This window comes from Nocardia puris (assembly GCF_003315035.1).
Taxonomy (GTDB): domain Bacteria; phylum Actinomycetota; class Actinomycetes; order Mycobacteriales; family Mycobacteriaceae; genus Nocardia; species Nocardia puris.
Genome location: NZ_QNRE01000001.1, coordinates 690,222 through 711,648 on the forward strand (window position 1 = coordinate 690,222; position 21,427 = coordinate 711,648).

Sequence of the window (21,427 nt, forward strand, 5' to 3'; positions counted from 1 at the left end):
CACATGCCCGCGCCGGAACGTGTCCAACACAGGCGACAGCGGAGTCTCCCGATGTCAGCAGCGGCACCGGGTCATCCGGTCGAAGCCGAGCGGTCGGGCAGACAAGATCGTTCGGACGCGGAAGCTAGGCCCGGTCCGGCGATTCCACTCGGTCCGCGAGCCGCGCGTCCTCGGGGGCCGGCGGCTCCGGCCGGAAGCAGAGCCAGGTGCCGACGATCACCATGATCGAGGTGCCGAACGCGGCGACCCACCACATCGGCGAGACGAGGAACAGGATCACCGCGCACACGGTCATGGTGGTCACCGCCAGCCACTTGGCGCGGCGGCTGACGGCACCGTGCTCCTGCCAGTCACGGATCATCGGGCCGAACCGGCGATCGGTGAGCAGCCGGTGGTGCAGGCGCTCCGAACCGCGCGCGGCGGCATAGGCCGACAGCAGGATGAACGGCACGGTCGGCAGCCCGGGCAGCACCACCCCGAGCACACCGAGCCCGAACGCGGCATAGGCCAGTAACCACCAGGCCCACCGGAATCGCCGTCGCTCGGACATGCCCGAATTCTAGGCGCGGCCGCCCGATTCGGCCGCCCACGAGCGACCGGCCTCACACCCGATCCACCCGCGCGCCACCAGACCAGCCCGCTCGGCCTCGGCACCACGAGCACGCGTTCACCCAGCTGGTCGATGACACGAACTCTCGCCACCAGCCGCCACGGGCGCCGCCACCCGAACGGCCCCGAACGACGGCCGGACCGCGCCGCCCCGGATTCGCCCACGGCGACAACGCCACGCTGCGACCGCACCGCGCCACCACGCGCGCAGAATCGAGCGTCACCGGACCGCGCGAGGTGATGCGCTCAGCACCCACCGCCGCGCACCGGACATGGGCGGCAGCGGCGCACCGTCGCCGGGGCGGTCTACTCGCGCAGTCGGCATGCCACACGGCTCCTGCCCGACGCACCACCAAGCTGACACGCGCGCCGGGCCGTCACGCCCACCGGGCTCACCCCCGGAGTGCGCGAATCTCCTTGCTCAGGGCCGCATCTCATACGCGCCGTCATACGACGCGACCTGCGCCCACACGCGGTCGAAACGCTCCCGATCCGCGACCGGGGTGCGCAGGGCCGACAGCGCCCACTCCTGCTGCGCCGGGGTGGCGGAGGGCTTGCCGTAGAGGGTCGTGGCGTAGCCGTTGAAGTCGCGTACCTGGAAGTCGAAGATGCGGTCCAGCACGTCGACGTCGAGGCCGGTAAGGGCGGCCTGCTCCAGGATCAGCTGGCCGTAGACCACCAGGGAGAACAGGTGGCCGATGGTGAGCATGAAGTCGAGGTCCTGCTGCTGGTCGGCGTCGGGCGCGGCGGTGGCCAGCAGGGTGCGCAGGGCCTGGGCCTGCTCGTAGAAGCGCGCCACGTTCGGCACGTCGGAGTGCTTCTCGTACACCGGGCTCCAGTCGGCGAACTGCACCTTGCCCGCGCCGCGCGCCGGACCCTGCCGCCAGAAGAACTCGTCGTCGGCCGCGTCCTGGCGGGTGCCGACCTCCGGGTACTCCTTGGGGTTGAACAGGTAGTTGGGCATGAACTTCAGGATCTGCCCGACGTTCACGTGCACGGTGCCCTCGAGCCGGGGCAGCGTGTTGATGAGCCGCTGCACCTCGTTGAAGTAGGTGTTCTTCTCGAATCCCTTGGCCGCCAGCACATCCAGCAGCAGCGTGATCACCACTTCGCCCTCGGAGGTGACCTTGGACTTGGTCATCGGGTTGAACAGCAGGTAGCGCCGGTCGTCGAGGCTCGCGGTCCGGAAGTAGTCGACGGCGCGGTCGCTGAACAGCTTCATGGCCACGATGCGCGTGTAGGCGTCGACGAAATTGCTGCGCACGTGCGGGAAGTCGGTGACGCGCTTGCCGTAGAGGATGCGGTTGTTGGCGTGGGTGATGGCCTCGTAGAAAGAGTGCTCCACCATGCCGATACCGCCGTGGCACAGGTTGAACTTGCCGACGTTCACCGTGTTCAGCGCGGCCGAGAACGCTTCCGGGCCGGTGTGCAGGATGTCCTCGGCGCGCACCGGGTAGTCCTCCAGCCGGAACGTGCTCACGTACATCTGCTGGCGCACAACGTTATCGATGAGGTGGTAGTTCTCGTGCCGGCTGTCGGCCGCGAACCACACGTACCCCTCGGCGCCCTCCACGTCGGAGCGGCGGGAGAACACCGACACCATGCTCGCCACGTTGCCATTGCCGATGTAGTACTTGGACCCGTTGGCGCGGAACAGGATTCCGGCCTCGTGATCGGCGCTGCCCGGCTCGGTGGGGGTGAGCACCATATCGGTGTTGTAGATGTCGGCGCCGCGCTTCTGCTCCGAGAGCCCGAACGCCATGACCTGACCGTCGGCGAGGTCGGCGGCGGCGCGCCGCTTGGCGGCCTCGTTGTCGCTCTGCCAGATCGGGCCGAGGCCGAGGATGGTGACCTGTTCGGCGTACCAGTAGGCCAGGCCGTAGAAGCCGAAGATCTCCGACAGGGCCGCGTTGCGGGCGGCGTCCCAGCGGCGGTTCTCGTCGCCGTCGGCGTAGGCCGCCGGGGTGAGGAAGGTCGCGAACAACTTCTCCTTCGCGACGAAGTCGAGGAAGTCCGCGGTCCACACCGCGTTGTGGTCGTCGTCGAGCAGCTGCCGCTTGCCCCGGCTCTCGAACCACTCGATGGTGGCCTTCAGCAGTCGTCGCGTCTCGGCGTCGAACTGCTGCGGGTCGTAGGTGGCGGGGTTGAACAACAACGCATCGGTCATGCCGGTCAACTTACCAGTGGGTAACAGCCCCGCGCGCGCCCTTCCCGGGACGCTGACCAGCACTTTCACCTACGCGAGCGTAGGTTGACAGCCACTTTCCGACATCGGCGCAGGAAACGCCCCGCGCACTCCGGGCCTCGCGGTGCGGGAATTTCGCGCCGCCGGGATTTGTCGAAGCTGGACGGCAGTCGCGAGCCGGCCGGGCGACGCCGCGCGTCCGGGTGCGTGCGACTCCGAACCGGACCCGTCGCGGCCCCCGATCAGCGACCCTCCAGGGAGACGACATATGAGCACGAAGAGCACCCAGGTCCGACTCGCCAACCGCCCCATCGGCGAACCGAGCGACAGCGACTTCGAGTTCGTCACCGTCGAATTACCCGAGCCGGGGCCGGGCCAACTGCTGGTGCGCACCGTCTATCTCTCGCTCGACCCGTACATGCGCGGGCGGATGAGCACGGCGAAATCCTATGCCGCACCACTGGAATTGGGGGATGTGATCGTCGGCGGCACCGTCAGCGAGGTCGTGCGCTCGGAGTCGCCCGACTACGCGGCAGGCGACGTGGTGCTGGGCTACCCCGGGTGGCAGACGCACGCGGTGGTCGACGCCGCGACGGTCTCCCGCATCGACGCATCCGCGCCGATCTCCACCGCGCTCGGCGTCCTGGGCATGCCGGGGTTCACCGCCTACGCCGGTCTGCTGGAGATCGGCAAGCCGCGCCCCGGCGAGACCGTGGTGGTCGCCGCGGCGGCCGGACCGGTCGGCTCCGCGGTGGGCCAGATCGCGCGGATCCACGGCGCGCGGGCGGTCGGCATCGCCGGAGGTCCGGAGAAGTGCCGCCTGCTCATCGAGGAGTTCGGCTTCGACGCCGCGATCGATCACCGCTCTCCCACCTTCACCGAGGACCTGGCCGCGGCCACACCCGACGGGGTGGACGTGTACTTCGAGAACGTCGGCGGCGCCGTCACCGAGACGGTGCTCGAGCGGCTGAACATCTTCGCCCGGATTCCGGTGTGCGGCTTGGTCTCCGGCTACAACGCCACCGAGGCGCCCGTCGGCGTCGACCGGCTGCCCGGCTTCCTGCGGCGCGTGCTGACCCTCAGCCTGACCGTGCGGGGTTTCCTCCAGTCCGAGTTCGTCCCGACCCACCACGACGCCTTCGTCCGCGACATGAGCGGCTGGCTGCGCGACGGGAAGGTGCGCTACCGCGAGGACATCGTCGACGGGCTGGACCGGGCGCCCGAGGCGTTCCGCGGGCTGCTCACCGGGCGCAACGTGGGCAAACTGCTGGTGCGGGTGGGCGCGGAACCCGCGGGAGTACGTGACAACCGACCCTGAAACGCACAGCGCCCCGGCCCGTCGAACGGGCCGGGGCGCAACGCGCGATATCAGCCGCGAATCCGCGCGACCACGGTGGCGACCGCGTCGGCGGCGGGCACGTCCTCGGCCTCGCCGGTGAAACGGTTGCGCAGTTCCACCTTGCCCTCGGCCCAGCCGCGGCCGATGACCAGCACCCACGGCATGCCGAGCAGTTCGGCGTCCTTGAACTTCACGCCGGGCGAGGCGGTGCGGTCGTCGAACAGCACGTCCAGACCGTGGGCGTCGAGTCCGGCCACGACCTCCTCGGCGCCCGCGCGGGCGGCGTCGTCCTTGTTCGCGATGACGACGTGCACATCGAAGGGCGCGATCGCGGCGGGCCAGCGCAGGCCCTTCTCGTCGTGCTGCTGCTCGGCCACCACCGCGACCATGCGGGAGACGCCGACACCGTAGGAGCCCATGATGAGCCGCACCGGCTTGCCGTTCTCGCCGAGCACGTCCACCTCGAACGCGTCGGTGTACTTGTAGCCGAGCTGGAAGATGTGGCCGATCTCGATGCCGCGCGCCGACACCAGGGTGCCGCGCCCATCGGGCGAGGGATCGCCGTCGCGGACCTCGGCGGCCTCGATGGTGCCGTCGGGGGTGAAGTCGCGGCCCGCGACCAGGCCCACCACGTGCTTGCCGGGGCTGTCGGCGCCGGTGATCCACGCCGTGCCGGTCACCACGCGCGGGTCGACCAGGTAGCGGATACCGTTCTCCTGCAACGCCTTCGGGCCGATGTAGCCCTTCACCAGGAACGGGTTGGCGGCGAAGTCGGCCTCGTCGAGCAGTTCGACCTCGGCGGGCTCGACCGACGCGGACAGGCGCTTGTCGTCCACCTCGCGGTCACCGGGCACGCCGATGCCGACGATCTCGGTCTTGCCGTCGGGGTGGCGCAGCTTCACCATCACGTTCTTGAGCGTGTCGGCGGCGGTGGCCTCGCGGCCGAGGACGCCCGCCCGATTCGCCCACTCGACCAGCGTCGCGATGGTCGGGGTGTCGGGGGTGTCGTGGACGACGGCCTCGGGCTTGCCCTCGACCGGCTGCGGTTCGGGAGCGGGCGTGACCACCGCCTCCACATTGGCCGCGTAGCCGGACTCACGGCACAGCACGTAGGTGTCCTCGCCGACGGGGCTGTCGGCCAGGAACTCCTCCGACGCGCTGCCGCCCATCGCGCCCGAGGTGGCGGCCACGATCACGTACCGCACGTCGAGGCGGTCGAAGATGCGCTTGTAGGCGTCGCGGTGGGCGTTGTAGCTGGCCTTCAGGCCGTCTTCGTCGAGGTCGAAGGAGTAGGAGTCCTTCATCACGAACTCGCGCCCGCGCAGGATGCCCGCGCGCGGGCGTTCCTCGTCGCGGTACTTGGTCTGGATCTGGTAGAGCGTGACCGGCAGATCCTTATAGGAGTTGTACTCGCTCTTCACGGTGAGCGCGAACAGCTCCTCGTGGGTGGGGCCGAGCAGGTAGTCGGCGCCCTTGCGGTCCTGGAGGCGGAACAGGGCGTCGCCGTATTCGGTCCACCGGTTGGTGGTCTCGTACGGTTCGCGCGGCAGCAGCGCGGGCAGCGAGATCTCCTGCGCGCCGATGGCGTTCATCTCCTCGCGCACCACGTTCTCGACCTTGCGCAGCACGCGCAGGCCGAGCGGCAGCCACGAGTACACGCCCGGGGCGACCCGGCGCACGTATCCGGCGCGGACGAGAAGCTTGTGACTGGGTACCTCGGCGTCGGCGGGATCGTCGCGCAGAGTACGCAGGAAAAGGTGCGAGAGGCGGGTGATCACGGCTCTGAAGCGTAGTCCCTGGCCGCGCGGCGTCTGCAAGGCATTATCCCTTTCGCGGCCCGGCGGCGGGCGGCCGGTACCGTAACGGCTCGTGCTGGTGCTGCTTCCTCCCTCCGAAACCAAGTCCGACGGCGGCACGGGCGCGCCCCTGGACCTGGACGCGCTCGCGATGCCGCAGCTCACGGCGGTGCGCGACAAACTGGTCACCGAGGTGATCGCGCTGTCGGCCGACCCCGACGCGGCCCGCTCCGCGCTGGGGCTCGGCAAGGGGGCTGACGCGGAGCTCGCGCGCAACGCGGCGCTGCGCATCTCGCCGACCCGTCCGGCGCTGGAGCGCTACACCGGCGTGCTGTACGACGCGCTGGACGCGAAGTCGTTCACCAAGGCGCAGCGCGCCAAGGCCGACGCGCGGCTGGCAATCGGCTCGGCGCTGTTCGGCGCGGTGCGCGCGACCGATCCCATCCCGGCCTACCGCCTCTCCGGCGGGTCCAAACTGCCCGGCCTGCCCACGCTCTCGGCCGTGTGGCGCGACGACCTGCCCGCCGCGCTGCGCGCCGAAGCCGCCGACGATCTGGTGATCGACCTGCGTTCGGGCGTCTATCAGCAGCTCGGGCGGGTGCCGGGCGCGATCACCGCGAACGTCCTCACCGAGCACCCCGACGGTTCCCGCACCGTGGTGAGCCACTTCAACAAGCACCACAAGGGGTTGCTCGCCCGCGCCCTGGTGCTCACCCGCGCCGAGCCGGGCGATATCCGCGCCGTCGCCCGGGTGGCGGGCAAGGCCGGGCTGCGTGCCGAAATCGCTTCGCCTACGGAACTTCTCATCATCACCTGAGGGTTGGTCGCGGCGCGCACAGCCACGGGAACTTCCCCGGGCAGGTCCACCACCGCGGTGCCGTTTGTCGTTCGCGTACGTGGGTCCATCGCGCGGCACCCCGTTGCGATTCGATCGCGGCGATCCGAACGCGTGCGTCGCGAGGGTGTGACGGGAACGCTGGACCGGGTGCCCCACGCGAAAGCTGTTCCATGACACTGTCTCCCGACGGCGCACCTGTCGCCCTGATAACCGGTGCCGCGTCGGGCATCGGGCGCGCGACCGCCGAGCTGTTCGCCGAGCGCGGGTATCGGGTGGTGGCGGTGGACGTTTCCGAGGCGGGGCTCGCCACGTTTGGCGGCGATGTCGTCACGGTCGCCGGGGACGTCTCCGGCGAGGCGGTCAACCGGCTCGCGGTGGACACGGCGCTGTCTCGATTCGGCCGGATCGACACCGTCGGCAGCATCGAAGAACACGGCGTGGATCGACAGCGTCCGCCGGAGGGCGGCCCTGTGCGATCGGCCCCGCGTCGCCCGCGGGAATCGAGTCCGGTATCAGCCGGCGCGCCCCGAGAGCCGCGCCAATTCCGCCGCGAGATTGGCGCGCGCCACCGACTCATACCGTTCCCGCCCGGTGTCCGTGTGAAACAGCTGCGGCAGCGCGGCGAGGTTCGCCAGCACCGCCGACCGCCCCTTGCGGTACAGATCGTCCGGGACGTGCGCGTACTCCGCCCGCACCGCCGAAGCGTATGCGGCGTAAGCGGATTCGCCCGCCGCGAGGATCGCCAGGTCGGCGTCGCAGAGGACGCCGCCGTTGCGATCACCGGCCTCGGGGGCGTGGGCCGCGGTGACGAGCACCAACCGGACCACCTCGCGGACCAAGTCCTCGGGGAGCCCGAGTTCGCGCAAGGTGGTCTCCGCGAGTTCGGCGCTGCGCGCCTCGTTGTCGTCGCGGTCCACCGCGTAGATCGCGTCGTGGAAGAACGCGGCGTAGCGCACGGCGTCCGGGTCGTCGGCGCCGGCCGCGAGCTCGTCGATCACGCGCAGCATGGCCGCCAGGTGCTCGACCGTGTGATAGTGCCGGTGCGGTTCCCGATAGCGGCGCACCAGGTCCTCGCCCACGTGCTCGGTGCCGGGCCTGGCCAGCGCCGCCCATCGGGCGAGCAGATCCTCCTCGATCCCCATCGGCCCAGTGTCCCCGGCGATCCCGGCCCCGACAACGCCGCGGGAGTGTGCGATTTCCCACCGTCGACCGGCGGTTTCGAGCCGCCCGGCACAGGCACGGCACGGGCCCGCCGGATCCCTTTCGAATCATCGTGCGCGATACGGAATCCGCCCGTGCGCCACGTTGTTTCCACCAAGCGTGACATCGACACTCTCCGACGCACTCAAGAAGTACATCGACGATGAGAAGGTCTACGCGACCGTCGCCACCCTCGGCCCCGACGGTCACCCGCAGCTGAAGGTGATCTGGCTCAAGCGCGAGGGCGACGACCTGCTGTATTCCACCACCGCCACCCGCCAGCAGGCCAAGAACCTGGCCAAAGACCCGCGGATCACCATCTTGATCAGCCCGCCCGATCAGCCGCAGATCTACGCCGAGATCCGCGGCACGGCCACCGTGACCCCCGACCCGGACAAGCAGCTCCCCGACGAGCTCGCCCTGAAGTACACCGGTCAGACCTTCGACAAGATCAACCCGGACGCCGCGCAGGACGAGCGGGTGATCGTGCGGCTCACCCCGCGCAAGGTCGTCGGCCAGTTCTGACGGCCGCTCAGGCCCGCTGCGCCTCTTCCTGCGCGTGGTGGGCTTGGGCGACCTGCTGCGGCGTGAAGCGCAACGTGAGCGCGATCAGGCCGATCAGCACCGCGATGCCCGCGCACACCGCGAGGACGAACGTGTAGCCGCTGCCGAGCGCCGCGATCTCGGCCGGGTTCATCTCCGAGGCCTTGCCGGTGGTGCCGCCGAGCGACAGCGTGCGCGACACCGCGATCGGGGTGAGCACACCGATCGCCATCGGGGTGCCCAGGTTCATGAACATCTGCCCGACGGCGGCGAGCGGGCCGATATCGGACGGCGGCACGTTCACCAGCACGCACAGCGGCGCGACCACCATCGCGATGCCGACACCGAACCCGATGACGAGCAAGAGGATCAGCAGCGTCGGCAGATAGCTCACGTCGCCGTCGAGGGTGGAGCCGAACAGCAGGCCGATGGCGAGCACCGTCGCCGCGCCGGTCAGCAGCCAGCGCGGCGCGACGAGCATGGCGAGTTTGGAGGCCAGCGCGCCGCCGACGCCGATGCCGATGGTGAACGGGATCGAGGCCAGGCCGGCTTGCAGCGGGCTGTAGCCGATGACGTTCTGCATGAACTGGGCGACGAAGTACGTCATCGCGCCGAGCACGCCGCCGGCCAGCAGGATGAGTAGGAAGGTGGTGACGCGGTCGCGACTGTCGAACAGCGACCACGGCAGCAGCGGGTCGTTCACGTTGCGCTCCGCGAGCACGAAGATCACCAGCAGGATGAGACCGCCCGCGATCGACCCGATGATCACCGGACTGGTCCAGCCGAACTGCGGGCCTTCGGTCGCGCCGAAGACGATCGCCGCGCACGCCAGCGTGCCGAGCACAGCGCCCCGGATGTCCAAGGTGACGCGGTGGTGGCCGGTGTCGGCCAGGCAGTACACCGCGCCGAGCACGATGAGCGCGCCGATGGGGACGTTGATGAGGAAGATCCACCGCCACGACACCTCGGTGAGCGCGCCGCCCACGACGAGACCGCCCACCGAGCCGATGCCGACCATGGAACCGACGATGGCGATCGCCTGGTTGCGGGCCGGTCCGGGGGCGAAGGTGGTGGCCACCAGAGCCAGCGCGGCGGGGGCCGCGATCGCCGCGCCCGCACCCTGCACCGCGCGGGCCCCGATGAGCATGCCCGCCCCTTGGGCGAGGCCGCAGACCAGCGAGGCCAGCGTGAATACGCCGACGCCGACGATGAGCATGCGTTTGCGCCCGAACGCGTCACCGAGGCGGCCGCCGAGCAGCATGAGGCCGGCGAAGGTGAGACCGTAGGAGGTGACGGTCCACGCGCTACCCGCGCTGGACAGTCCCATCTGGTCCTGCAGGCGCGGCAGCGCGAAGATCACGACCGTGCCGTCGAGCACCACCATGAGCTGCAGCCCGCTCAGGACCAATATCGCGAGCCCGAAGGCCCGCTGCGTCACCGGATACTGCATCGTCGCCGCGGGTTTCTCGAGCACAGTGAGTCACTGTAAACCACGGTGCTGGTTACCCGATCCCACGGGCGAGCGGGAGGCGAGGGCGGTCCGCCGGGGCACGGCCGAGATCCCGCTACTCGGCCGAGAATCCCGCCGTCGGCCCGATGACGATGATCGCGGGCGGACGGATGCCCTCGTCGCGGACCCGCGCGGCGACGGTGCCGAGATCCGCGCGCAGCACGCGCTGGGTGCGCAGCGTTCCCTCCTGGATCACGGTAGCCGGGGTGTCGGCGGGCCTGCCGCCGTCGAGCAGCGCGGTGGCGAACTGCTCGGTCCGCTCCACTGCCATCATCAGCACCAGCGTGCCGCGCAGCCGCGCCAGCGCGGGCCAGTCGACCAGCGAGTCCGGATGATCCGGCGCGACGTGCCCGCTCACCACCACGAACTCGTGCGTCACACCGCGGTGGGTCACCGGGATGCCCGCGGCGGCGGGCACCGAGATGGGACTGGTGACGCCCGGCACCACCGTCACGGGCACGCCCGCCTCGACGCACGCCTCGAGTTCCTCGTACCCGCGGCCGAACACATACGGGTCGCCGCCCTTGAGCCGCACCACGAACTTGCCCGCCTTCGCGCCGTCCACGAGCGCGGTGTTGATCGCCTCCTGCGCCATCGCGCGGCCGTAAGGGATCTTCGCGGCGTCGATCACCTCGACGTCGGGCCCGAGTTCGGCCAGCAGTTCCGGCGGGGCGAGCCGGTCGGCGACCACGAGGTCGGCGCGCGCCAGCAACCTGCGGCCGCGCACGGTGATCAGGTCGGGATCGCCGGGGCCGCCGCCCACCAGCGCGACGCCGGGCGTCACGGGGATCGAATCATCGGTCACCACACCCGATTGCAGCGCCTCGAGCAGCGCGTTGCGCACGGCCGCGGAACGCCGGTGCTGCCCGCTGGCGAGCACGCCGAGGGTGAGCCCGTCGTAGCGGGCGGTGGCGGGGGTGACGGCGCTGCCGAGGCGGGCGACGTCGGCGCGGACGCAGAACACCCGCCGCCGGTCGGCCTCGGCGACGACGGCGGCGTTGGTCTCGGGTTCATCGGTGCACGCGATGGCGTACCAGGCGTCGGCCAGGTCGCCGTCGACATAGGCGCGCAGGGTGAGGGTGAGCTGACCGGAGGTCGCCATCCCCTCGACGGCGGGGGTCACCTCGCGGCTGATGACGTGCACGTCGGCGCCGGAGGCGATGAGCAGGCCGAGCCTGCGCTGGGCGACGGTGCCACCGCCGATCACGACGACGCGGCGACCGTTCAGGTCCAGCCCGACCAGGTAGTTCGGGTCGCCGGTCGGCTGCTGCTCGGGGGTGTCTGACGTGTTCGGCACAATCTTCGAGCCTACGGCGTGACCGGCCGGAACGAGCAATCAGCGCCCGGCCGACGCGCCGTGCCTCAGTTCTCGGGCGCGTTCTGCACCCAGTGGAACCGGTCGCCGCGCAGCGGCAGCGAGTCCAGATCGAACTCCTCGAGCGTGAGCGCGACCGGCCTGCCCTCGATCTCCCCGCGCAGCACGAGCCGGTCGGGGTCGGGACGGTCGTAGGTGAACACGGCGACCCGGGTGACTCCGTCCGCGGCGGAGTTCACGGTGATGGTGCGGGCTTCGGCGTCGATGTCGGTCACGGTGGGCACCATGGTGTCGTCCATGCGCTGGTAGCTGGTGAGCTGGGTGTCGATGATCAGTCGCTGCCACCGGTATTCGTCGGTGGTGAGCGGCGGCACCGGCGTACCCTCGACCGCGAACTCGGTGACGTCCCAGATGCCGTAGAGCTCGGGTTTCGGTGCGCCGTAGCCGTATTCGCGCCAGTTGACCCACGCCCCGTATCCGGCGCCGGCGCACACCCACAGCCCGAGCGCCACCTGAACCACGGCCGCGATCCGGTTGGCCCGCGCCGAGCCGAACAGCTTCGGCTGCACGGCGGGTTCCGTAACCCGTTGCAGCACAAGGAAATTCAGCAGACGCTTCGCTTGCGGCGCGAGCACGATCAGGCTCAGCAGCACCAGGTGGAAGGACAGGATCTTGACCGGCACGTCGTAGGTCATGTTCAGCACGAACACCTGCGCCATGCTCACCAGGCTCAGCAGCGCGCCCGCGGTGGCGGTGCGCGGCAGGAACAGCAGCAGACCGCCCAGGACCTCGGCCGTGCCGAGCAGCACCTGGTAGGCCGGGGACACGCCCACCTGGTTCCACAGCACGCCCATCAGGCTGAGGTTGCCGTAGGGCTCGAGCAGGGTGGTCAGCTCGGGGTAGGGCATCTGGTTCGGCACCGCTTTGACCGAGCCGTAGAGCAGCATCTGCCCGCCCAGGCACAGCCGCATCCCGGTCACGAACCACGCGGCCAGCGTCGGGTAGGCGGGACGCCGCCGGTCGGCGATCGACCAGACCGCCGTGACGAGCACGGCCACGGCGAGCACCGTCGCGACGAGCACCCAGAACACGGTCTGGTCGCCGCTGCCCGACATGTGCAGGACGGCCTCGACACCGAAGATGTGCTCGCCGACCCACTCGGTCAGCGGCGCGGTAGCCCGCATCTGCCACACAATCGCGTCGTCCGGCAACCAGCGAGCCGCGTAGCCCGTGAAGACGAACAGGATCTGCGCGAAGACGAGGCAGAACAACGTGAAATAGCTGAAGCAGAAACGGAATACGATCCGCGCGAGGGGATGCCACGGCCGCACCTCGACGGGGTCCACGTCATCGATCCGCTCCAGTACCTGCGTCGCGCTCATGGCCACCGCCACTCCTTCGTAGTCCACCCCGGGGCCCTTCGAACCTATGCGGAGGCGGCGCCTCCCCGCGTCCGGCGAGTTCCCGATTTCCGGGTCGGCCGGACGGTGTAGCGGGCGTCGCTCGAAAGGATGACCCACCCCCGAGTCAATCCCTGATGCCACCCAGTGGGCGGATCATCCGATCGCCCCCGACCCGCACCTAGAACGCGTTACAGTCGCGTAGTCCGGGAGGCAGCGCCGGACCGGGCGGTGTGACGCCCGAGGGACGAGGAGGACGACCATGGCCGACGAGCCGGACCCCACCGCGCAGCGCAGGCTCACCGTCAGCGACCGCGATCTCGACGAGGTGGGGGCCGATCTCTCGCGCTGGCTCGGTGCCCGGGTGGGCGCCGACGCCCCGCCGCGCATCAGCGCGCTGGCGAAGCCGCAGGGGTCGGGGATGTCGAGCACGTCGGTGTTCTTCGACGCCGAATGGCAGGCGGGCGGAGTCGCCGAGTCCGGTTCGTTCGTGGCCCGGCTCGCGCCGGAACCCGGGGCGTTCCCGGTCTTCGAAACCTACGATCTGGCGCGCCAATACCACGTGATGGAGGGCGTCGCCGCGGCCACGGATGTGCCGGTGCCGCAGCTGTGCTGGCTCGAGGAGGACGAAAGCCACCTGGGCACCACATTTTTCGTCATGCGCCGGGTGGACGGCCGGGTGCCCGCCGACAACCCGCCCTATGTCTTCTACGGCTGGCTCTTCGACGCCGAGCCGGCCGAGCGCGCCCGGCTGACCGAGCGGACCCTCGACATCATCGCCCGCATCCACGCGATTCCCGATGCGGCGCTGCGCTTTCCGATGCTGGACGGCCCCGGAGACGCGTTGCGCAGGCACGTCGACTGGCATCGCGCCTGGTACCGGTGGGCGCTGGCCGATGACGGATTCCCGATCCCGCTCATCGAGCGGGCATTCGACTGGTTGGACGCGCACTGGCCCGCCGATCCCGGACCGGAGGTGCTCTCCTGGGGTGACGCCCGTCCGGGCAACGTGATCTACGACGGCTTCGAACCGGTGGCCGTATTGGACTGGGAGATGGCCGGTCTGGGCCCGCGCGAACTGGACGTGGCGTGGATCATCTTCATCCACCGGTTCTTCCAGGATCTCGCCGAGCGATTCGACCAGCCGGGTCTGCCCGACTTCCTGCGCCGCTCCGAAGTGGTCACGAAATACGAAGAGCTGAGCGGGCATACAGTGCGCGACCTCGACTGGCACCTGGTGTACGCGGCGCTGCGGCACGCCATCGTGATGGCCAGGATCAAGCGGCGGATGATCCACTTCGGCGAGGACACCGACACCGCCGACCGCGACGACTACGTGATGCACCGCGCGAGCCTGGAAGCACTGCTCGACGGAACCTACGAATGGACGTGAGGACTACCATGGCCGGACCGGCTCCGCTGGACGAATACCCGATCCACCAGACACCGCTCTCGATGGCCAGGGTCGGCACCAGCGATCGGAACTTCTACGACCGCAGCTACTTCAACGCCCACGACCGCGACGGCGGCACCCTGCTCGTCACCGGCCTCGGCGTGTACCCGAACCTCGGCGTGACCGACGCCTACCTGGCGGTGCGCCGCGGCGACGAGGTGCGCTCGGTGCGCTTCTCCGACGCCCTCGGGGAGCGGAGCCTGGACATGCGCGTCGGCGACTACCGCATCGAAGTGATCGAACCGCTCCAGAAACTGCGCTTGGTGTGCGAAAGCGCGGATCTGGCATGCGATCTCACGTGGACCGGGGCATTCCCGACCGTGCAGGAGCAACCGCATCTGATCCTGAACGGGAACCGTCCGATCATCGATGCATCCCGGTTCGCGCAGGTCGGCTCCTGGGAAGGCGCACTGCACGTGGCCGATTCGGAGATCACGGTCGATCCCGCCGTGTGGACCGGAACTCGCGACCGCTCCTGGGGTATCCGCCCGGTCGGCGAATCGGAGCCGCCGGGGCGGGCTGCGGCCGAACCGTCGGGCGGGTTCTGGTGGTTGTACGTGCCGTTGCGGTTCGAGGAGTTCGCGATCGTCGTGATCGTGCAGGAGGAGCCGCACGGGCGGCGCACCCTCAACGACGCCGTGCGAGTGTGGCCGGACGGACGCGTCGAACAACTCGGCTGGCCGCGCGTGCACATCGAATACCGTTCCGGGACAAGAATTCCCGTCGGCGCCCGGCTCGACCTCACCACACCGGATGGAAAGCCCCTGGAAGTGGAGATCACGGCAGGTATCGGCATGCCACTGCACGTCGGCTGCGGGTACGGGGGCGACCCCGACTGGCTGCACGGGCAGTGGAAGGGCCGGGGTTGGTCGGAATCCCGGCTGTACGACCTGACCGATCCTGCCGTGGCCGGGCGCATCCCGTACGGGGTGATCGACCACGTGGCTCATGCCCGGTGCGGGTCGGCGGAAGGGTGGGGGTTGTTCGAGCACGCGAGCATTGGGCGTCATGATCCGAGCGGGTTCGCGGACTGGGGGTCGGTGGCGCCGTAGGGCGATTGTCGGTGGGTTCGCCGCGCTTACCGGACTTCGCCGCGGGGTGGTCATCCCGGCGGCACTGGGCGAGCAGGCTGCCGCAGGGTGGGCGGCGGACGCGTCGGGCGTGCGCGATGGGACGCCGACGGGCGGACGGTTGCCGATGCCACCGTCACGCCGTTCACGATCCGCTTGGCGCACAACAGCTCCCGAGCGCCGGAGGCGAGCAGCGCGGCCGCCTCGGCGACGCTGGCGGTGCCGGTCGCCACCTTCGTCCGGCTGTCGGGGTTCGGCACCGGGACCGCGTCGAGTTCGGTGGCGGAGTAGGTGCGCAGCGGGACGCCCAGCCGTCGTGCGGCCGCCACCAGTCCGGGATCGTTCGCCCGGCGGTCCACCGTTGCCAAGCACCGGATGGTCGCGCCGCGCGAAACCTCCGCCACGGCAGCGAGTATGTCGGTGGTGGAGGTGCCCGGGCGCAACCCCACTCCGACTGCCAGGCCGGATGATGGGTCGTGAGCGGGTGTCATGTCGCGTACCGCTGGTGTATGTAACCGCACTGCCCGACCGACCGGCTCACGACCGAACACTTGCCCGCGCGAACACCTCGGCCGCTGCGACGAAACGCACTATGGCCGCAGGGTTTCCAGCCGGGTGGGTGTGGAGGTAGCTGGCGTGGACGTTGCCCCGCAACGCGCCCTCCCGCACCCGCTCACCACTGCCGCCGTGCCACCCCCACGCGGGGTGGTCGTCGCCGTTCGCCACCAGTTCGGTGCGGTGGAATTCGTGCCCGCGCACGCGTTCCCCCGCCCGCCACAGCGCGGAGTCCGCCAGCGCGACGGCGTCGCGGTAGCCCAGGGTGAGACGGGGGCCGAATACCGCGTCCGCGTCGACCACACCTGCCATCGCGTGACCGTCGAGCGTGCGTGTCAGGTACAGCAGACCGGCGCATTCCGCGTGCACCGGCATGCCGTGCAGACTCCGCTCCCGCACCGCGGCCAGCAGTCGGGTGTTCGCGGCCAGATCGGCGGCATGCTCCTCGGGGAAACCGCCGGGCAGTACCAAACCCGCTGCGTCGTCGGGCAATTCGTCGCGCAGCGGATCGAAGACGACCACCTGCGCGCCCGCCCCGATCAGCAGTTCCCGATGCTCGGCGTAGCCGAAGGTGAAGGCGGGCCCACCCGCCATGGCGATTATCGGGGCAGAGCCGGGAGCGCGGTCGGGGGTCGGTGTACGGTCGCCGTCGGCCGATCGTTCGAACACATCCCGGACGAGATCGGTTGTACCGGTGGCTGATTCACCGGATCGCAGCTCTCCCACCACTCGCGCCGGGTCCCACGGTTCACCGACCGCGTTCCCCCGAGCCGCAGCCACGATCGCATCCAGATCCACATGCGCCGCAACGAGATCCGTCATCGCCTCGACCGCCACCACGGCGGCGGTGCCGTGTTCGACGGCCGGCACCAGCCCCAGATGCCGGGACGGCACCTCCAGCTCCGCCATGCGCGGCAGCACCCCGAACACCGGCAGGCCCACGCGCGCGCAGGCCGCGCGCAGCACTTGCTCGTGACGCGGGCTGCCGACCCGATTGAGGATCACCCCGGCCAGGCGGACACCGCTGTCATAGGTGGCGAAACCGTGCAGCAGCGCGGCGAGACTCTGGCTGTGACCGCGGGCGTCGACCACCAGAACGACCGGCGCACCGAGCAATCCGGCCACCTGCGCGGTGGAACCCTCCGCGACGGGACCCGCGTGGTTCTCGTCGATGCGCCCGTCGAACAGACCCATCACGCCCTCGACCACCGCCAGATCACACCCCGCGGCACCGTGCAGATACAGCGGCACAACGCGTTCCGCGCCGACCAGCACCGGGTCCAGGTTGCGGCCCGGCCGCCCGGCGGCGAGCCCGTGATAGCCGGGGTCGATGTAATCGGGCCCCACCTTGAACGGCGCGACGCGATGCCCGGCTCGGCGCAGCGCACCGATCAAACCTGTTGCCAGAGTAGTCTTCCCGCTGCCCGACGCAGGTGCGGCGATGACCACCGCGGGTGCGGCGCCCATCAGATCCCCGTCGCGCGGTTCACCATTCGATGCCCCGCTGACCCTTGCGGCCGGTGTCCATCGGATGCTTGACCTTCGTCATCTCGGTGACGAGGTCAGCGGCCTCGACCAACGCCTGCGGCGCGTCCCGCCCGGTGATCACGACGTGCTGGTTGCCGGGCCGGTGGGTGAGAGTCTCGACCACTTCGTCCACGTCCACCCACCCCCATTTCAGCGGGTAGGTGAACTCGTCCAGCACGTAGAAGCGGTGCTGTTCGGCCGCGAGCCGGCGCGCGATCTCCCGCCACCCCGCCAGCGCGGCGGCCGCGTGATCCTCTTCCGTGCCGTGTTTGCGCGCCCACGACCAGCCTTCGCCCATCTTGTGCCACTCGACGGCACCACCCGTCCCGGTCTCGTCGTGCAGCCGCCCGAGCGTGCGAAAAGCCGCCTCCTCCCCCACCTTCCACTTGGCGCTCTTCACGAACTGGAAGACCGCCACGTCGAAGCCCTGGTTCCAGGCGCGCAGCGCCATCCCGAACGCCGCCGTGGACTTCCCCTTCCCCGGACCCGTGTGCACCGCGAGCACCGGCAGATTCCGCCGCTGTCGCGTCGTCAACCCGTCGTCCGGGACGGTCTCCGGTACACCTTTAGGCATCGCCTCTCCTCACGTCGTTCACCGCGGAGCCACCATGCGGAAGCGCGGATCGACGTCGCGCGGTGTTCACGCCGCCCGCGCGGAATCGGTTCCGGCACGGACGATCTCGGCGACCGCGGAGCCGGTGAGCTCGGTCAGTCGCACGCACCCGCCCTGGAGCGCCCGCGCGAACTCGGCGGCGAGCCCGAGACGCACCATGCCGTGCTCGCAGTCCACCACCATCGAGGTCACGCCCTCGCCCGCCACCAGTCCGGCGGCGGTGCGCGCGCGGAGCACCGGGTCGGTGCCGCCGGTGGCGCGACCGTCGGTGAGCAGCACCAGCATCGGGCGGCGGCGCGGGTCGCGCACCCGCTCCCGCAGCACCACCTCGCGGGCCTTCAGCAGACCGGCCGCCAGCGGCGTCTTCCCGCCGGTGCGCAGGCCGGAGAGACGGCGGACCGCGATATCGACCGACGATGTCGGCGGCAGCACGAGTTCGGCGTCCTGGCCGCGCACCGTGATCACGGCGACCTTGTCGCGGCGCTGGTACGCGTCGCGCAGCAGCGCGACCACCGCGCCGGTGACGGCGGAGAGCCGGTCCCGCGCGGCCATCGAACCCGAGGTGTCCACCACGAACACCACCAGATTCCCTTCGCGCCCTTCGCGATACGCGCCGCGCAGATCTTCGGCGGTGAGCGCCAGCGGTCCGGCGAACCGGCCTCGGCTCACCTGGTGCGGGGCGGCGGCGAACACCGTCCCCAGAAGGTGCAGCCCCGTGCCGGGCTCGGTGGTGGAGCGCACGACGCGCCCGCTCTTGGTCTGTGCGCGCGAGCGACGGCCCGGCGCGCCCTCGCCGACGCCGGGCACTTCCCACCGGGGCGGCTTGGCGGCACTGGAAGCCGGTGCGCCCGAACGGCCTTCGCCCGAACGGCCCGAACCGGGACCGTCCGGTGGCGTGTCGGGACCGTCCGGACCATCGCCCGGGTCCTCCGGGTCATCGTCCAAAGACGGTGTGGCGCTGTCGTTCTCAGGACCCGGCTCGGGTTCTTCCGCGCGCGCCGCTTCCTCGGCCGCGTCGTTCATCGCCTGGTCGAGCTGCTCCTCGCTGATGCCCGGTTCGTCGAACGGGTCGCGCCGCCTGCGGTGCGGCAGCGCGAGTTCGGCGGCGACGCGCACATCCTCCTCGGTGACGCTGTCGGCGCCCCGCCACGCGGCGTGCGCGGTCGCGGTGCGGGCGACGACCAGGTCGGCGCGCATGCCGTCCACGTCGAACGACGCGCACAGAGCCGCGATGCGGCGCAGTTCCACGTCGTCGAGGCCGATCTGCGGCAGGCGGTCGCGGGCGGCGAGGATGCGGTCGGCGATCTCGCGGTCGGCGGCGGCGTAGCGCGCGGCGAAGGCGGCGGGATCGGCTTCGTAGTCGAGGCGGCGGCGCACCACGGCCATCCGGACGTCCACGTCGCGGGAGGCAGCCACGTCGACCGTGAGGCCGAAGCGATCCAGCAGCTGCGGGCGCAGCTCCCCCTCTTCCGGGTTCATGGTGCCGACCAGCACGAAGCGGGCCGGGTGGGAATGCGACACCCCGTCGCGTTCGATGTGCACGCGGCCCATCGCGGCGGCGTCGAGCAGCACGTCCACCAGATGGTCGTGCAGGAGGTTGACCTCGTCGACATAGAGCACGCCGTGATGGGCGGCGGCCAGCAGACCTGGCCGGAACGCCTGTTCCCCGTCCCGCAGCACGCGCTCCAGGTCCAGCGAGCCGACCACCCGGTCCTCGGTGGCGCCCACCGGCAGCTCCACGAGTTTCGCGGGCCGCGCACCCGTCTCGTCCACGACCGGCGGCAACAACTGCGCGAGCGCGCGCACGACGGTCGACTTCGCCGTCCCCTTCTCCCCCCGCACCAGCACACCACCGATCCCGGGGTGCACGGCACACAGGATCAGCGCCAGCTGCAACCGCTCCTGCCCCACCACCGCGGAGAACGGAAAACCGGCCTCGACCTCGGCACGGGACGAACGAAACGACGCTGCGGACTCGACATGGGACACGGACACACCCCCACCCTATGCCGCTACTTCCCTCGACCCCGATACCACCCCGCGGCGTCGGAGAAGGCGAGCAGTTGCTCCCCTCGCGCCCTCCCGGAACACGACACGTGTCGTAGCCTCGCGCCGTCCGGCGTCGGACCAGCGCCCACATGCGGCACAGCTCGCGAGACCACCCACAGTCCGACCGACGTTCACCCGCAGAGCAGATCCCAGCCTTTACCTGCGAGGTAATCGACACCCGCCCCTCACCACGACACAGTCGTGACATGCCCGACGAAACCCTCCCACCACGCCCCATGCGCGCCCTCGCCTACGGCCGGATCGCCCTCGGCCTCGCCGCCCTCGCGGCCCCACGCCGCTCCGCCCGCCTCGCCCGCGTCCACCCCACCCCCGAACTCACCTACATGACCCGCATCTACGGCGCCCGCGCCCTCGCCTTGGGCCTCGGCTACCTCACCGCGAGCCCCACCGACCGCCCCCGCTGGCACCACCTCGCCCTCATGGTCGACGCCCTCGACACCACCACCGGCGGCACCGAACTCACCCGCGGAACCCTCCCCCGTGGGCTCGCGGCGGGGTTCACCGGGCTGACCGGGGCGTATCTCGCGGTGGGAGCGTTTCAGTTGGCGGGTGCGCGGCGGGGGTAGGTGGAGCACGGCGCAATAGTTCCCGGACAAGCCCTGCAACGGGGCAAAGTGTTCACTATTCCGAATACCGCCGCAACAATTGAAAGTCGGTGAGATCACCTCAGTATTCTTTGTGCAAATTGATAGCTTCCACAAGAGCGCCGTTGTAGTCGACCTGTCCGCGCCGGATGAAACTGTAGAACAGGTTGATCGGAGGGTACAGTATATGGTCCAGAAGTTCTCGTGGCGCAATTGCCGCAACAGCAGGATCGGAATTCTGCAAAGTCGCCGTCAGCTTCTCGATCAGGCCCGGCCGCTCTGCCCAGTAACTCTGTAGTGTATCGACCCAATCGTAGACGTATTCATCGTACTCCTGACCAGATGCACGCAGCAGCTCTATCGGCACATCCGATAGCGAATCCAACTCGTCCTGATCACGGCACACGATCGCCAGCCAGAATGCTGACAGCCAGTTTCCGGCGTTTACAAAATACGCTGATCCGATCGACGAAAATGTGTGGACTTCGTGATTTATTCTGCACTCAACAGAATCTCCAGGTTCTGCAGTGGCTGCAGCGAATATAGTAGACCCGATCTGCGATGCGGGTACAACAGCCTCCCATGAATTAATACTCATCGCTTCTGGGTCAACCAGCAACTGCGCGCCCATGTTGGCCATTGCCGTGTTGAATGCAGTGTCGAAGAATTCACCGGTACTCGAGATTCTGCTGATCGCCTTCGGAATCCTGGCCCGAAACTTCTCTGCCTGCAAAACCGGATCATCCCGGGGTAACGTATGAGCTTGGATTCTCATTGACGCCTCCCATCAATATTGAACACGGACATCGTGACACATTTC

18 protein-coding genes and 1 pseudogene are annotated in these 21,427 nt (G+C 69.8%); 7 read left to right on the plus strand and 12 right to left on the minus strand.

Annotation, left to right across the window (positions count from 1 at the left end):
• Positions 1-124: 124 nt before the first annotated feature.
• Positions 125-550: a YbaN family protein gene (locus DFR74_RS03205; RefSeq protein WP_067512694.1), complete on the minus strand. Its 426-nt coding sequence runs from the start codon at positions 548-550 to the stop codon at positions 125-127.
• 480 nt (positions 551-1,030) lie between these two features.
• Positions 1,031-2,776 carry an acyl-CoA dehydrogenase family protein gene (locus tag DFR74_RS03210; RefSeq protein WP_067512695.1) on the minus strand — a complete coding sequence of 582 codons (1,746 nt, stop codon included), beginning with the start codon at positions 2,774-2,776 and terminating at the stop codon, positions 1,031-1,033.
• A gap of 286 nt (positions 2,777-3,062) precedes the next feature.
• On the opposite strand from DFR74_RS03210, the gene DFR74_RS03215 reads away from it, so the two are divergent.
• On the plus strand, positions 3,063-4,112 hold the full coding sequence (locus tag DFR74_RS03215; protein ID WP_067512697.1) for an NADP-dependent oxidoreductase: 1,050 nt from the start codon (positions 3,063-3,065) through the stop codon (positions 4,110-4,112).
• A gap of 50 nt (positions 4,113-4,162) precedes the next feature.
• Here DFR74_RS03215 and DFR74_RS03220 read toward each other — a convergent pair whose 3' ends face one another.
• Positions 4,163-5,911 (minus strand): proline--tRNA ligase, encoded by a 1,749-nt coding sequence (locus tag DFR74_RS03220; RefSeq protein WP_067512699.1) that lies wholly within the window; start codon positions 5,909-5,911, stop codon positions 4,163-4,165.
• Positions 5,912-6,002: 91 nt separating this feature from the next.
• On the opposite strand from DFR74_RS03220, the gene yaaA reads away from it, so the two are divergent.
• Positions 6,003-6,746: a peroxide stress protein YaaA gene (gene yaaA / locus DFR74_RS03225; RefSeq protein ID WP_067512701.1), complete on the plus strand. Its 744-nt coding sequence runs from the start codon at positions 6,003-6,005 to the stop codon at positions 6,744-6,746.
• 191 nt (positions 6,747-6,937) lie between these two features.
• Positions 6,938-7,171, plus strand: a pseudogene (locus DFR74_RS03230) (SDR family NAD(P)-dependent oxidoreductase); the annotation flags it as partial.
• 108 nt (positions 7,172-7,279) lie between these two features.
• Here the strand turns inward: DFR74_RS03230 and DFR74_RS03235 are convergent.
• On the minus strand, positions 7,280-7,909 hold the full coding sequence (locus tag DFR74_RS03235) for an HD domain-containing protein (protein WP_067512703.1): 630 nt from the start codon (positions 7,907-7,909) through the stop codon (positions 7,280-7,282).
• A 178-nt stretch (positions 7,910-8,087) separates the two neighbouring features.
• Between DFR74_RS03235 and DFR74_RS03240 the strand changes: the two genes are divergently transcribed.
• Positions 8,088-8,492, plus strand: a complete 405-nt coding sequence (locus DFR74_RS03240) for a PPOX class F420-dependent oxidoreductase (protein WP_067512705.1) — start codon at positions 8,088-8,090, stop codon at positions 8,490-8,492.
• A 7-nt stretch (positions 8,493-8,499) separates the two neighbouring features.
• On the opposite strand, the gene DFR74_RS03245 is transcribed toward DFR74_RS03240, so the two are convergent.
• From DFR74_RS03245 to DFR74_RS03255, 3 genes are all read right to left on the minus strand, one after another.
• A complete protein-coding gene (locus DFR74_RS03245) occupies positions 8,500-9,960 on the minus strand; it encodes an MFS transporter (protein WP_067512762.1) in 1,461 nt (486 codons plus the stop codon).
• A 115-nt stretch (positions 9,961-10,075) separates the two neighbouring features.
• On the minus strand, positions 10,076-11,317 hold the full coding sequence (gene cobA, locus DFR74_RS03250) for a uroporphyrinogen-III C-methyltransferase (RefSeq protein ID WP_067512707.1): 1,242 nt from the start codon (positions 11,315-11,317) through the stop codon (positions 10,076-10,078).
• Positions 11,318-11,382: 65 nt separating this feature from the next.
• The gene (locus DFR74_RS03255; RefSeq protein WP_067512764.1) at positions 11,383-12,717 is read right to left on the minus strand and encodes a DoxX family protein; all 1,335 of its coding nucleotides are present in this window, start codon (positions 12,715-12,717) and stop codon (positions 11,383-11,385) included.
• Positions 12,718-12,997: 280 nt separating this feature from the next.
• On the opposite strand from DFR74_RS03255, the gene DFR74_RS03260 reads away from it, so the two are divergent.
• Positions 12,998-14,128 (plus strand): phosphotransferase family protein, encoded by a 1,131-nt coding sequence (locus DFR74_RS03260; protein WP_067512714.1) that lies wholly within the window; start codon positions 12,998-13,000, stop codon positions 14,126-14,128.
• Entirely contained in the window at positions 14,119-15,240 is a 1,122-nt protein-coding gene (locus tag DFR74_RS03265; RefSeq protein ID WP_407675079.1) for a hypothetical protein, read from the plus strand. Before DFR74_RS03260 ends, DFR74_RS03265 begins: the two co-directional genes overlap by 10 nt.
• A gap of 50 nt (positions 15,241-15,290) precedes the next feature.
• Here the strand turns inward: DFR74_RS03265 and DFR74_RS03270 are convergent, their stop codons facing one another.
• From DFR74_RS03270 to DFR74_RS03285, 4 genes are all read right to left on the minus strand, one after another.
• On the minus strand, positions 15,291-15,749 hold the full coding sequence (locus tag DFR74_RS03270) for a cobalamin biosynthesis protein (RefSeq protein WP_084538041.1): 459 nt from the start codon (positions 15,747-15,749) through the stop codon (positions 15,291-15,293).
• 46 nt (positions 15,750-15,795) lie between these two features.
• Positions 15,796-17,280 carry a cobyrinate a,c-diamide synthase gene (locus DFR74_RS03275; RefSeq protein WP_067512721.1) on the minus strand — a complete coding sequence of 495 codons (1,485 nt, stop codon included), beginning with the start codon at positions 17,278-17,280 and terminating at the stop codon, positions 15,796-15,798.
• Positions 17,281-17,299: 19 nt separating this feature from the next.
• Positions 17,300-17,914: a cob(I)yrinic acid a,c-diamide adenosyltransferase gene (cobO, locus tag DFR74_RS03280; RefSeq protein ID WP_067512722.1), complete on the minus strand. Its 615-nt coding sequence runs from the start codon at positions 17,912-17,914 to the stop codon at positions 17,300-17,302.
• 66 nt (positions 17,915-17,980) lie between these two features.
• Complete coding sequence (locus DFR74_RS03285; RefSeq protein ID WP_411719587.1) at positions 17,981-19,948, minus strand: magnesium chelatase subunit D family protein; 1,968 nt, start codon at positions 19,946-19,948, stop codon at positions 17,981-17,983.
• A gap of 260 nt (positions 19,949-20,208) precedes the next feature.
• Between DFR74_RS03285 and DFR74_RS03290 the strand changes: the two genes are divergently transcribed.
• Complete coding sequence (locus DFR74_RS03290; RefSeq protein ID WP_067512724.1) at positions 20,209-20,589, plus strand: hypothetical protein; 381 nt, start codon at positions 20,209-20,211, stop codon at positions 20,587-20,589.
• A 100-nt stretch (positions 20,590-20,689) separates the two neighbouring features.
• Here DFR74_RS03290 and DFR74_RS03295 read toward each other — a convergent pair whose 3' ends face one another.
• Positions 20,690-21,382 carry an immunity 49 family protein gene (locus DFR74_RS03295; RefSeq protein ID WP_084538042.1) on the minus strand — a complete coding sequence of 231 codons (693 nt, stop codon included), beginning with the start codon at positions 21,380-21,382 and terminating at the stop codon, positions 20,690-20,692.
• Between the last annotated feature and the right edge of the window lie 45 nt (positions 21,383-21,427).

Bases quoted from the DNA above. Each gene is read 5' to 3' on its own strand.
- DFR74_RS03205 (WP_067512694.1), bottom strand. From the start codon at position 550: ATGTCCGAGCGACGGCGATTCCGGTGGGCCTGGTGGTTACTGGCCTAT.
- DFR74_RS03210 (WP_067512695.1), bottom strand. From the start codon at position 2,776: ATGACCGATGCGTTGTTGTTCAACCCCGCCACCTACGACCCGCAGCAG.
- DFR74_RS03215 (WP_067512697.1), top strand. From the start codon at position 3,063: ATGAGCACGAAGAGCACCCAGGTCCGACTCGCCAACCGCCCCATCGGC.
- DFR74_RS03235 (WP_067512703.1), bottom strand. From the start codon at position 7,909: ATGGGGATCGAGGAGGATCTGCTCGCCCGATGGGCGGCGCTGGCCAGG.
- DFR74_RS03245 (WP_067512762.1), bottom strand. From the start codon at position 9,960: ATGCAGTATCCGGTGACGCAGCGGGCCTTCGGGCTCGCGATATTGGTC.
- DFR74_RS03255 (WP_067512764.1), bottom strand. From the start codon at position 12,717: ATGAGCGCGACGCAGGTACTGGAGCGGATCGATGACGTGGACCCCGTC.
- DFR74_RS03260 (WP_067512714.1), top strand. From the start codon at position 12,998: ATGGCCGACGAGCCGGACCCCACCGCGCAGCGCAGGCTCACCGTCAGC.
- DFR74_RS03265 (WP_407675079.1), top strand. From the start codon at position 14,119: ATGGACGTGAGGACTACCATGGCCGGACCGGCTCCGCTGGACGAATAC.
- DFR74_RS03270 (WP_084538041.1), bottom strand. From the start codon at position 15,749: ATGACACCCGCTCACGACCCATCATCCGGCCTGGCAGTCGGAGTGGGG.
- DFR74_RS03275 (WP_067512721.1), bottom strand. From the start codon at position 17,280: ATGGGCGCCGCACCCGCGGTGGTCATCGCCGCACCTGCGTCGGGCAGC.
- cobO (WP_067512722.1), bottom strand. From the start codon at position 17,914: ATGCCTAAAGGTGTACCGGAGACCGTCCCGGACGACGGGTTGACGACG.
- DFR74_RS03290 (WP_067512724.1), top strand. From the start codon at position 20,209: ATGCCCGACGAAACCCTCCCACCACGCCCCATGCGCGCCCTCGCCTAC.
- DFR74_RS03295 (WP_084538042.1), bottom strand. From the start codon at position 21,382: ATGAGAATCCAAGCTCATACGTTACCCCGGGATGATCCGGTTTTGCAG.